This window comes from uncultured Mucilaginibacter sp., assembly GCF_903913935.1.
Classification (GTDB): domain Bacteria; phylum Bacteroidota; class Bacteroidia; order Sphingobacteriales; family Sphingobacteriaceae; genus Mucilaginibacter.
Window position 1 is genome coordinate 1 of the sequence record NZ_CAIWNH010000301.1, and the last position, 12,404, is coordinate 12,404.

General features: G+C 41.0%; 10 protein-coding genes. 4 read left to right on the plus strand and 6 right to left on the minus strand.

Going from position 1 to position 12,404, the window contains the following annotated elements:
* The first annotated feature begins 349 nt into the window (after positions 1-349).
* The 3 genes from QZY09_RS11865 (at position 350) to QZY09_RS11875 (ending at position 4,076) form a co-directional block, all read left to right on the plus strand.
* Positions 350-1,840: a L,D-transpeptidase family protein gene (locus QZY09_RS11865; protein WP_295672655.1), complete on the plus strand. Its 1,491-nt coding sequence runs from the start codon at positions 350-352 to the stop codon at positions 1,838-1,840.
* A 139-nt stretch (positions 1,841-1,979) separates the two neighbouring features.
* Entirely contained in the window at positions 1,980-3,371 is a 1,392-nt protein-coding gene (locus tag QZY09_RS11870) for an ATP-binding protein (protein ID WP_295672657.1), read from the plus strand.
* A gap of 114 nt (positions 3,372-3,485) precedes the next feature.
* A complete protein-coding gene (locus QZY09_RS11875) occupies positions 3,486-4,076 on the plus strand; it encodes a nitroreductase family protein (RefSeq protein ID WP_295672659.1) in 591 nt (196 codons plus the stop codon).
* 7 nt (positions 4,077-4,083) lie between these two features.
* Here the strand turns inward: QZY09_RS11875 and QZY09_RS11880 are convergent, their stop codons facing one another.
* On the minus strand, positions 4,084-5,514 hold the full coding sequence (locus QZY09_RS11880; RefSeq protein ID WP_295672662.1) for a DUF3943 domain-containing protein: 1,431 nt from the start codon (positions 5,512-5,514) through the stop codon (positions 4,084-4,086).
* 198 nt (positions 5,515-5,712) lie between these two features.
* On the opposite strand from QZY09_RS11880, the gene QZY09_RS11885 reads away from it, so the two are divergent.
* Complete coding sequence (locus QZY09_RS11885) at positions 5,713-6,378, plus strand: nitroreductase (protein WP_295672664.1); 666 nt, start codon at positions 5,713-5,715, stop codon at positions 6,376-6,378.
* A 2-nt stretch (positions 6,379-6,380) separates the two neighbouring features.
* On the opposite strand, the gene QZY09_RS11890 is transcribed toward QZY09_RS11885, so the two are convergent.
* The 5 genes from QZY09_RS11890 to QZY09_RS11910 form a co-directional block, all read right to left on the minus strand.
* Complete coding sequence (locus QZY09_RS11890) at positions 6,381-6,749, minus strand: response regulator (protein WP_295672666.1); 369 nt, start codon at positions 6,747-6,749, stop codon at positions 6,381-6,383.
* Between the two features lie 5 nt (positions 6,750-6,754).
* Complete coding sequence (locus tag QZY09_RS11895) at positions 6,755-7,900, minus strand: PAS domain-containing sensor histidine kinase (protein ID WP_295672669.1); 1,146 nt, start codon at positions 7,898-7,900, stop codon at positions 6,755-6,757.
* Between the two features lie 691 nt (positions 7,901-8,591).
* Positions 8,592-10,565: an ATP-dependent zinc metalloprotease FtsH gene (gene ftsH / locus QZY09_RS11900; RefSeq protein ID WP_295672671.1), complete on the minus strand. Its 1,974-nt coding sequence runs from the start codon at positions 10,563-10,565 to the stop codon at positions 8,592-8,594.
* A 191-nt stretch (positions 10,566-10,756) separates the two neighbouring features.
* Positions 10,757-11,614: a universal stress protein gene (locus QZY09_RS11905; protein ID WP_295672673.1), complete on the minus strand. Its 858-nt coding sequence runs from the start codon at positions 11,612-11,614 to the stop codon at positions 10,757-10,759.
* Between the two features lie 80 nt (positions 11,615-11,694).
* Positions 11,695-12,351 carry a BON domain-containing protein gene (locus QZY09_RS11910; RefSeq protein ID WP_295672674.1) on the minus strand — a complete coding sequence of 219 codons (657 nt, stop codon included), beginning with the start codon at positions 12,349-12,351 and terminating at the stop codon, positions 11,695-11,697.
* Between the last annotated feature and the right edge of the window lie 53 nt (positions 12,352-12,404).

Here is a 12,404-nt window from a genome sequence, read left to right on the forward strand (position 1 = left end):
CGGTAACCTAAGCCTCCTTCATTATGATCATAAAGGATTGCTGACACATTTTTATACTCCATTTTGGGTTTACTTAATGTGTAAACCTATTTCAGGACTAGACAGATTACCGCGAAGCAAAAAAAGAAATCTTTTCGCTTGTTGCAGGCTCAACCCACCAAAATAAACTTATTGCTGAACATTAGTCAAACCAAATATTTATAAGTCTACAGTTAGGGAGGCGCCTTTTTTTAAGGCGCTTTTTTTATTTAGTGAAGTCTAAAGGTGTTTTCAATCAGGGTTTTATGTGACTGTAATCATTATCAAATAATTGGCTAATGATGAAATTTGTATAGTTAATAATTAAGCCATGGAAACACATGCCGGATCGATAATTCAAATTAGCGGAAGCCGCAAAATTTGTTTTTTGCTTGTATTTTTTGTTACCGGGTTTTTTGTGTTTTGTAACCTGGCTTCAGCTAAACAGGCGAATGGCCAGGGTTTAACTGCCGATAAACCCGATACGGCAATATCAGTTGAAATAAAAAGTGGCTTTGAACGCAAGAGTTGGTCAAACCTGTTGTATCCGACGTCGGTATTGCGCTTTTATCAGCGCAATGGCTTTCAACCTGTATGGGTAGATGCCGCAAAAAGCCCGAAACAAACCTGGGAAGCTATGCTGATGCTGGATTGCGTTTTGCAGTTCGGCTTGTCCCATGACGATTATCATCCCAAAGATTTGTCTTATGATCTTTTGCACAACATTCTCGAAAAACCACTTACGATAAATGATGTTGAAAAGGCAAAATATGATATCATGTTAACCGATGCCGTGATCGCTTTTATGAACCATTTGCATTATGGTAAACTGAATCCCGAATTTACGGCTGATAAAATAGACAAAGGTATTGAGGGGGGCTTTAACGCCGATGCTTTCCTGGCGACCGCGCTACCGCAAAAAGATTTTATGAAATCGATCATCAGTGTTCAGCCGAAGGTGAAGGCCTATGCCGACCTGCAATACCAGATGCACCTGCTTGAAGGTGTTTACCAGGGTGATTGTTATGATATCCCCGACTCAACAGTAAGAAGGATCGCGGCTAATATGGAAAGGCTGCGCTGGGCTGGTATAAGCGATAGCGCTTATATTGATATTAATATCCCGTCGTACACCCTCAAATTCCACCAACCCGACACCACCTATGCGTTTAAGGTAATTGTAGGCAAACCTTCATGGCCAACACCAACACTAAACAGTGCAGTTAGTTATTTCACTACTGCACCGGAATGGAGGGTTCCCAAAAAAATATTTGAAACGGAGATATTACCAAAAGCATTGAAAGATCACGAGTATCTTGAGAGCAACCAGATTTCGTTATATGAAGAAAAAGGAAATTACATTTCGCCCGGTATGGAAACCCTTGAAATGATCAGTAACAATCCCGGCAAGTACACCGCCAGGCAATCAGCCGGCTGCGATAATTCAATGGGACTTATTGTCTTCAGGTTTCCGAATGTGTACGATATTTACCTGCACGATACTCCTGAACAACAATTATTTAATGAGCAGGACAGGGATTTTAGTCACGGTTGTATCAGGGTTGAGCAAGCCGAAAAGCTTGCGGGCCTAATGCTGGCTCTCGACGGTTCAGAAAATTTAATAACCGACGTACGCCGTGCAATAAAACATAATAAAACGCAAAATTTCATTTTAAAAAAGGCGATACCGATAAAGGTGACTTATTTAACTTGTGAAGTACAAAACGGCGTTATTGTGGTATTCAAGGATGTTTATGGGCTGGATAAACGCCTCGAAATGGCTTTGTATAACGTGATAGATCCGCTGGCATTATTTAATTAACCCAATATTACATGGATGGGTATCGCCTTTCTGCAGTTTAACAAAAAAGTACTCCCTGTTTATCATCAGGTTTATTTGTGATGTTAATCATTCTGTGCAGCGCGCGGATTGCGGATATTTATAAAAACAAATGGCTATCATGGGAATACCCACAAAAAATAAATTGTCGCCTGTAACTCCTGCGGAGATTAAGAAAGCCTTTCCCATAATGGTTTATGTTGGGCGGGTTGCGGCTGTGTTATTGGTACTGGTTGTGGGAGCTTCTGCGTTATATTATTCAGACAGGCAGCATAAGAAAGAAAAATGGATTGAGCATGCTTATAGCGTATATAATAAAGCAGATACAGTAGGCAATCTTTTAAACGAAATTTCTCTCAGCAGAAGCCGTTATGTGACCACGAAATCGATCGGTTTTTTAAAGGAATATAATACGAACTCAATTTACCTGCAGGCGCAGCTCAAAATATTAGCTGATATGGTGAAGGATAACCGGGGGCAGACTAAAACAGTATCAAAACTATCCAACGACCTTAATTTTCTTACCGAGTACTGGAAATCAGGTCAGTTATTATTAAAGCAGCAAAAAGAAAGGTCTCCGGCACAAATTGTCTTACTTGAAAAAGCAAAAATGGATATGGCAATTGCCGATATTAATGCCATCAAACAGGCCGAACAGAAGTTGCTCGTGATAAGAGAAGCAGAAAATAACCAGCTCAGGGAACGCACTGAAATAGCTATTATAAGCGGCACTGTGATGATATTGATCATTGTTTATTTTTTGATCTGGTTCATCTGGCGCGAATTCAACAATAGGGTAAAGACCTACCAACAGGAAAAGGAGATCAGTGAGCTAAAAACCAATTTCGTTTCCATTGCCTCGCATGAATTCCGTACGCCATTAAGTTCAGTAATACTTTCATTGTCATTAATTGAGAAATACGCCAGGAATAATGATCCTGACGGTGTTTTAAAACATAGCTATAAAATCAAATCCTCAGTAAATAACCTGACCGCAATTTTAGAAGACTTTTTATCACTGGAAAAATTGAATACGGGTAAAGTCAGGGTAAAAAATGAGCATTTCGACCTGAAAGAATTGTGCGAATCTATTGTAGAAGATATGGAGTTGAGTTTAAAACCTCATCAACAGCTATTATATAATCCATCTGAGGTAAGTATTATCGTCGATCTGGATAAGCATCTGGTGCACAACGCAATTGTAAACCTTATCTCCAACTCGATTAAATATGCCGGCGAGCAGGCGACCATATCGCTTGAAACCAGGTATGCCGGCGAGAGGATTTTTATAAGTGTTAAAGATAACGGAATAGGCATTGCCGAGGAAGACCAAAAAAACCTGTTTACGGCATTTTACAGGGTAAATAATACCGGGAACATTCCCGGAACAGGATTAGGTTTGAACATAGTTTTAAGATATGTTAAATTAATGAACGGGAAGTTGTCTTTCTTCAGCGTGCCCGGAAAAGAAACCCGTTTTGAGATGATTTTCAGCGATGGCAAACCTATATGATTTAATACAACAGCCTCATTCCATTTAGGTTTAAATGCACTATGCAGACCATGCAGAACAAAATAAACCGGTATCCAACCCCGGCAAATAAGTTACACCCAAGATCATAGGACGATGAATGAAGTTATAAATAACATCTATAAAAGGCGTGCAGTAAGGAAATATAAAGACACGCCTGTTGAAAAAGACCTGGTATGCCGTATTATAGCCGCCGGCAAAATGGCGCCATCGGCAATGAACCGGCAGCCCTGGAAATTTTATGTGCTGACAGATAAAAACAAGATCAGGTCTTATTCCAAAGAAATAGCACACATAGCCCTGCAGGGGGTAAAAGATCTTAGTTTAAAAGAAGTAGTGAAAATGAGCCTGGGTCTTTTTCATTTTTCAACCATAGTAGACCTGGTTACAAAAAGTGATCACGTATTTTATGAGGCCCCGTTAGTCATATTTATTACCTCGCCCAAAGATGATGATTGGGGTGCGCTGGATGTGGGCATGTGTGCCCAAAATATGATGCTTGTTGCCAAATCCATCGGCCTTGAAACCTGCCCTGTAGGTTTTGCAAAATTCGTGATGAAAACCCCCGACTACCATTTACTGAATATTCCTGACGCTGATATTGTTCAACTGGCCATAATCGTTGGCTACGGCGATGAACATCCAAAGGAGCACGAAATGGTTGACGGTAATGTTTTTTATGTTTAGCGTAAAGCTAAAGCAATGCATTAAACCTGACGGAAATCCTTAAATAGGGGTAGGTTTTATCATAATCAGGGTAGTGCTTGTAATGACCCAGCAGGGCAAAGTATCCCGGCTCGGCACTTATGGAACATCCCTTGATGATCTTAAATCCAAGCTCACTGGTAAGGGTATGTAAAAAATTATCTGACGCGTTTCCGCTATAGGTTTTAAACCAGGCCCCTCTGTAATTAATGCCGTAAAAAAACCTGTCATCCAAACTGATCATTACGCCGGCGCCCAGCCCGGCACCCCAGCAAAAATCATAGGCCCTTCCATAATTTGGGTAGGGGTCTGGCACGGCCGCCAGAAAAATAGGGCCGGTGCCAAATGTCGTACTTATTTTTATTTTGTTTGATATTTTAAACTTTGAAAATAAATTGAGCTTTATATTTTCTGAGCTGTAAAAAAAAGCGTCGTTGTTGATATAATCATAATTGGCGGTAAGGAGCGCCATTTGTTGCGTTTTATCCGTGTACTGCACCCAAAAGCCCGTTAAAGACCCATACGCGCTGATCAAATTTACATTAGACTTTAAACTCTTGCCAAATTCCGTATTGATAGAGATGAAGCTGAAAGGCGACCTGTAATTTTCATAGGGCGAGCCATATAATAATTTAAACCGGCCATACCAGCTGAAGTTGCCATTAAGGTTATTAACCGAAAATCGGCGCATGCCGGCGTCAAATTCAACATAAACCTTAGTCGTATCTTTTTCAACCGAGTTGTCATTGACTTTGCCCCATTTGCCATCAATTATCCTGTTAAAGCCGTTTGCAGGATTAACAATTAACGCCATGACCTCGTTGGCCTGGCGCTTTAGGCCCCGGCTGCGGTTGTTTAATATTTTGTTCGCAAACCGATGGGTGAATTCGCCCAATATTGAACCTGCAAAACCTGTGTTTATAAAATCATTGATGGATGGGGCCTGAGTTTCGCCTGCAATTTCCCATACATAACTGCCCGCAAATGTTGCCGGAACCGATTGCCAGAAACTATAACCGTTTGACCGGAAGGCATTAAAAAAAATGCTGCCATGTGAAGGATGGGCGAACTGGTTAGTTAAAAAGTCATCACTGTCCCAAAACCAGCTGTTCGGGTTTAGATGTTTACCTATGTTATTAATGGACGTATTGATCCATGGCTCTTTTACAACATATCTGTCAAATATCCATGGTGCTAATTCTGTTGTTGATAATAGGAAAACGGAGCGGCCAAATCTTTTTTTGACAAGCGAATCCCTGTAATTATTTTTTGGAATACTTTCTCTATAGGGGAGTGGCCTGAATTGATATTGAGCAACAAGGGTAAGTGGGCTAAAGTAAAAAAGGAAAAAAAATAAAATACCGGACAGGCTAACTGAGGTGTATTTTGTTTTTTTTAAAGAGAGATAAAATATTTTCATTTTAATTATCGCCCCACCCGAAAATGGAATAATGGTTATGAGTACATTATTTCAACAGATCAAAAGTACCTCTATATAATTGTGGGGGAATGACCAGCATCAGCCTTTTAGTTGATGCTGGTCATTTTAAACCGGGGGGCGATACATTTACTTTGTTATTGAAAATCAACTGTGTTTTAATCTCAAATAATTTACCTGATGGAAACAACAATGCTTAGCGATGAAGTGCGAGCCACCGAAGGCCTAAAAATGATTTATGGAAGACGGGCGGTAAGGAAATACAAGAACAGGCAGGTTGATGATGCAACTATTGAGCGGATTCTTGATGCCGGGCGCATGGCACCGTCTGCTATTAATAAACAGCCCTGGCGCTTTTTTATCTTAACGAATAAAGACACCATCAGAAGTTTTTCTTCGGAAATTACCGCTGTTGCCGCAAAGGAATTTATAAGGACAGGCGAAAATAACCTTTTAAAAACAACAGGTAGCCCCTTGTATGCATTTCACGGGGCCAGCCTTTTAAAAGGGACTGACCCAATATTCCACGATGCGCCGGTGGTTATTTTTATTACGGCTCCTAAAATTGACGAATGGGCGGCCCTTGATATTGGTATGTGTGCACAGAATATGATGCTGGCAGCAAAGGCGCTGGGTTTGGACAGTTGCCCGGTTGGGTTGGCCAAATTTGTTGAGCAAACAGGTATGTACTATAAATTAAGAGTTCCTGCGGGTGACCAGGTTCATCTGGCCGTTATTTTGGGTTATGGCGATGAAATTCCGGAGATTCATACCAGGAAAAAAGACAATGTCTTTTTTATTGATAAAAAGGAAAGGAATATTTTTAAACGAACCCTGCTGCTGTAAGCTTAGCCAATATTTAAGCAGCGTGTCAGTGCGTCAAATAATTCCTGCGGGTCAAAAGGTTTTTGAATGTATTCAACAGCACCGAGGCTGATGCCTTCGTCAATGGCTTTTTTTTCAACGCTGGCCGAAATAAAAATAAAAGGAATCGATGAAGTTAAAGGGTCATCTTTCAACGCAATGCATACTTCATAACCGTTAGCCTCGGGCATCATGATATCACAGAGTATAATATCAGGCAATTGTTGTTTAGCCAAAGTAACTCCCGTATTGCCGTTAATCGCTGCAATTACCTTATAGCCTTCAAGTTCGAGCAATTCGCAGGTGTTTTCCCTGATGTCGTCATTGTCCTCAATTACTAATATGGTTATCATAAGGTTTATTTTTGCGGAAATTCAACTATAAAAGTAGTGCCGAACCCTTGTTTACTGGTAAAGGTAATTGTTCCATCCAACAATTCAACATATCTTTTTACAATGTTTAAACCAAGGCCGGTACCCTGTATGTTGTTAACGTTTGACGCCCGGTAAAACTTGCCGAATAAATTTTGTTGTTCCTGCTCGGGAATCCCGATCCCTTCATCTTTTATTTTAACAAAAACTGTTTTTTGTTTGATTTCAATTGAAAAATGGATAATCTTTTCTTCCGGCGAATATTTTATCGCGTTGGAAAGCAGGTTCAAAAATATGTTCTTCAGGATTTTTTTATCCTGCAATATTTCCCTGTCGCCAGTTTGTTGAAATTCGATTTGCTGACCGGTTTTAAGTATCCCGTTTACTTCCTCAATAATATCCCTGGCAAATTCCGGGAGGTCAAACCATTCTTTGTTTATTTCCAGTTTACCCTGTTCTGCTTTATCAAGCAATAAAAAGTCGTTTAAAATTGCCGTAAGGTTTCTTACCGATGATTTGATCCTTTCGATATGTTTTTTCCTTTTTTCCTGCTGCTCTTCTGTGCAATAGGTGTCAATTAATGAAAGGCTTGAAAGTATGGCGCTTAAAGGTGTCCTGAATTCATGTGAGGCCATCGAAACAAAACGGGTTTTCATATCGTTCAGCTCTTTTTCACGTTCAAGTGATTGCGTAAGCTCAAGTGTTCGTTCTTTTACCCGGGCCTCCAGCTCTTCCTGCGAACGTTTACTTTCCGTAATGTCAGTTACAAATGCCACGGCCATTTGCTGGTTATCCAACTGGTAATGGCCCAGGCTAATTTCTACAGGAAATTCAATACCATCTTTTTTCTTTGCATGCAAGCTTAAGCCATAGCCCATCGGCCTTGCTTTTGGCGTATTGAAATAACCATCACGGTGATGTACGTGCCGGTGCCGGAAGGCTTCCGGAATCAGCACTTCTACCAATTGCCCGATGAGTTCGGCGTTTTTGTACCCGAAAAGTTTTTCAATACATGGATTAGCCAGCTCAATACGTCCTGCGGCGCTGATTACCAATATACCCACTGTGGCATATTCAAATAAGGCCCTAAAACCGGCTTCGCTTTCAAGTGACAAGGTGCTATGTTCGGTCATTGAGATTGTTTTTTTAACCAAATCATAAAAGACTATGTAAAACGAAAATCAAATTCACATATAATACAAATTTTATTCTTATATGTTTTAAATATTTATAATATAAAAATAATCGTGGATGATTTAACAGGCGCGTTTTGAGGGAGACAATTGCCGGCAGGTAAAGTGTGTTATTTTTGCAGGCAATCGTTAATACAGGCCATCAGCTCTGGTTCTCCGAAAGGTATTACCAAAAAGTAGCTCTCGCCAAGTCAGGAAGTTAAATAAAACAATTTTTATTGCTCGAATCGTTTAAACACATTCGGGTAATTCAAGCAAATAATCCTTTTCACTCTCATCCGGTACTGTTTTTACAGTTTTGTTCCACAGCGGCCTAACTGCAGGAATCATATATCTTTTTACGCCGTTTGGATCCTTTATATGCGTTTCGCCATGCTTATCTTTTATCTCGTCACAGATTTCAGTACTGTCGTTTATGGGAGTAAGTGAATTAATTCAATTTCCCACTCAAAGTATCTTATTGCCAGCTACAGATTCTCGTGGTCGCCCTTTTCTTTTTTTATTGAGGTAATACGTAAGGTCATTTTTAGCGTGTTTTAATGATATGAAATAAGCTAAGGTACCTCAAATTAGCCGAGTGATTTATCGCTGCTATAAGGGCTTTACAATCCTTATAAGTTCTGATTCTCCTTTAACTTATAATGGCTGAATTTTTCACTGTCTTTGAAGGCCAAACTGGTAAACCACCTTCACGTTTCCCTAAAACACCCTCAAGATCCTCTTTATAGATCACTTCTTTTTTCAGCAATAGCTCGGCAATATTTACCAGGAATTGCTTTTTTTGCATTAAAAGTTCTTTTGTTTTTTCATAAGCCTCGTCCACTAGCTTCCGCACCTCTTCGTCGATAAGCTTACCGGTTTCTTCGCTGAATGGTTTTTGGAAGCCGCTGTCGCGTTGTCCGGTTGAATCATAATAACTGGTGTTCCCTATCTTTTGGTTAAACCCGTAGTAAGCTACCATGGTATAAGCTTCTTTGGTTGCCTTTTCAAGGTCATCAAGGGCGCCTGATGAAATTTCGCCAAAAATCACCTCTTCGGCGGCCCTGCCGCCCAAAGCAGCACATAAGTTTTCATGAAATGCAGATTTCCTGATCAATTGCTTTTCCTCGGGCAGGTACCATGCCGCCCCTAATGATTTGCCGCGCGGTATAATAGAAACTTTTATCAAGGGGTCTACGCTTTTTAAAAACCAGCTTACAATAGCATGGCCGGCTTCGTGGTAGGCAATTATTTTTTTCTCGTCAGGAGATATGATCTTGCCCTTCTTTTCTGAACCGGCAACCAACCTGTCAATAGCGTCGGTAAAGTCCTGTTTATTAACCTTATTTTCTTTTTTTCGGGCTGCTATCAAGGCTGATTCATTACAAATATTGGCAATGTCCGCACCTGAGAAGCCAGGTGTTTGGGTTGCCAGGAAATGCACATCAACCGATGTGTCGGTTATAATGGGCCTCAGGTGAACTTTAAAAATAGCTTCCCTTTCGGTAAGGTTGGGCAACTCAAGGTAAATATGACGGTCAAACCTCCCGGGGCGGAGCAATGCAGGATCAAGGATATCGGCCCGGTTGGAGGCGGCCAATACAATAACGCCGTTATTGGTGCCAAAGCCGTCCATCTCAGTAAGTAGCTGATTAAGGGTGCTTTCTCTTTCGTCGTTCGAGCCGGTTAGGAATGCACCCTTTCCCCTCGACCTGCCAATAGCATCTATTTCATCCATAAAAATAATACATGGTGCTTTTTCCTTGGCCCGTTTAAATAAATCACGCACCCGCGAAGCGCCCACACCGACAAACATTTCAACAAATTCAGAACCTGAAATAGAGAAAAATGGAACACGGGCTTCACCGGCTACGGCCTTTGCCAGCAATGTTTTGCCGGTGCCGGGCGGCCCTACTAATATTGCACCCTTGGGTATTTTTGCACCCAGCCGGGTGTACACTTCCGGGTTTTTAAGGAAATCGACAATTTCCCTTACTTCCATTTGGGCGTCCTCAAGCCCTGCAACGTCCTTAAAAGTAACAGCGCTGTTTTCTTTCCCAAATAAAGTGGCGGTAGTTTTACCAAAGTTAAAAATTGAGCCCTCGCCCTGTCCCATGGTACCGGATTTTCGCATCAAAAAATAGAGGAAACCACTGATCAATAAAAACGGTAAAACCCAACTCATGATATTCCCTATGTAGTTGGTTTCTTTGAGGTAATTTACCGGCACTTTGTCTGCCAACAGGAAATTTTTCTCCGCTTCATCTAACTTACGTTCAAATATTTCCGGCGAGCCGATGGTAAACCGGTAATGGGGCCCCTTGCTTGTTTCTTTCGCATTACCGGTATCAAAAACTTTTTTAAAGTATTTATCGGTGGCAAATTGTTTTTTTATATAAACATCAACTTTGTCATTGTTTATTACCGTTAATTTTTCTACGGCTTTACGGCTAAGCATGTCCTTTTCAAATTGCTGCCAGGTAGTCTCGCTGGGCGAAGAGTAATTTATGCCCGGGAAAATAAAAAACAAAGCCAATATCACCAGGTAAACCCAAAACAGGCCCGGCCATTTGGCTTTGCGTTTTGGCTGCTCGGGGAGGGGTTTTATGGTGTTTTTCGGTTTCATCCATTTGCTGTGTAGAGAAATTGAAAATAATAGAATAGTCTTAAATGACTATTTACCATTTAACTAATAAAAAATAAAAATCTTTTTTCCACCGGTTTAAGCGCCAACTTATTGATCAGCTACGCTAAAACTTCGGCTAGCTCATGGATTGTTTTTTCCGAATTTTAATTTTAACTAATTGTTTTATATAGTTATATTGAAGGAAAAACCATTAACGGTATATTCTGGTCGATCATAATTTCTTTGGTTACACTGTGTTTCAGCATCCTTACAAATAAATAATGGTGCTGGTGTACCATTGCCAAAAGTCCTGTGCCTGTTTCTTTGCATAAACGGTTCAACCTTTTTACCACGTCCTTGCCTATAATTTTCCGGTAGGTAATCTTAGGGTATTTTAGTTTGGCAACATGCTCGCGGAACAGTGTTTCCTTCGCGGTTTTTACGGCGGTTGTGTCGCCGGGTTCAACTACGTGAATGACTTCTATTTCGGTATCAAAAACCTTACCTATTTTAATCAGGTATTGTATGGCATCAAAGTCTGCTTTATCAAAATCTGTTGCAAAAACTATCTTGTTTAAATTACTCAGGTCGTTATTGGGCGGAATGATCAACACTGGAGATTTAGCATGATGGATGACCGAAGTTGTTTCGCTTCCGAAAAAGAAATGATCTATAGGGTCCTTTGTTCTTGATCCCATTACAATTAGCTCAATGTCTTTTTTGCCAGTTATTAATTTGATGTTTTCAACCAAATTGCCTTCGTTACTCTCAGAGTGGATATGCGGTTTGATATCATCCTCGTCTACAGTTTCTAATACCGGGTCGAGGTTTTTCTCCAGCTCAGCCAGGTGTTTTTTGCTTTCCTCTGCAAACCAATCAGGTTCCTCGGCCACCATTGCGCCGCCGGCATAAAATGGAGTTACCGGTAACGACTGGTAATTGTGAAATAACAGGAGGTTGGTGCGGAGTTTTGCTCCAAGTAATACCGCTGAAGCTGCGGCGTGTGTCGCATTTTCCGAAAAATCGGTAAGAACAAGTATAGTTTTCATGACTCAGTAATTATTTGGGTTGTTATTTACCGCCGGGGTTTTAATGGCCCCGGCGGATCTAGTTGGTCGGGCAGGCATCGTTAATCATAATCGATAACCAGCAGATCCTCAACTGCCATTACGCCAGGCGCCGACCAAGCCGCCCTTTCAGCGGAGTTCTTCTCGATGCGCGAACGTGTTTTCCCTTTTAAGATCACCTTGTTGCCAAGGGTTTCTACTTTTATATTATTTGCTTCAAAGTCCGCGTTTCGTTCAAGCGCTTTCCTGATATTGTCTTTCACCACGTTGGTATTTACCCTGGGTTTTACCACAATAAGATTGCTGACGCCTTTTACCCCCTGAAGAAAGCGGATCGCATTCAATGCTGCTTCTTTTTGGAAGTTCCAATCTACCTCGCCGTCAAGGTAAACCCAACCTTCGGTTACTTTCACCCTGATCTGTTCATCAGGGATAGTTGTGTGCCACTTTAGGGTTCTTACAATATTTTCGGCAACTTCATTGTCGGGCAATTTTTCACTTGCCAGGAAACGAACTTCAAGTTCTTCTGCCACAGCCTGTACGCCCTTTACCCGCCAGGCTGCATTTTCTGCGGCAATCTTTTTAGCGTAATTGTCAACATAGCCGCTTAAGGTAACAACCCCGTTATGCACGGCAACGCCAATTTCGCTGGGGTTAAGAACAGGCTCCCATTTGAGCTCATCCATCACGTTTTTCTGGATCTCTGAATCTGTTTTCATAAGGGTAATGATTAATGATATGATAGGTCAAAAATCCTCATTACATAGCTGAA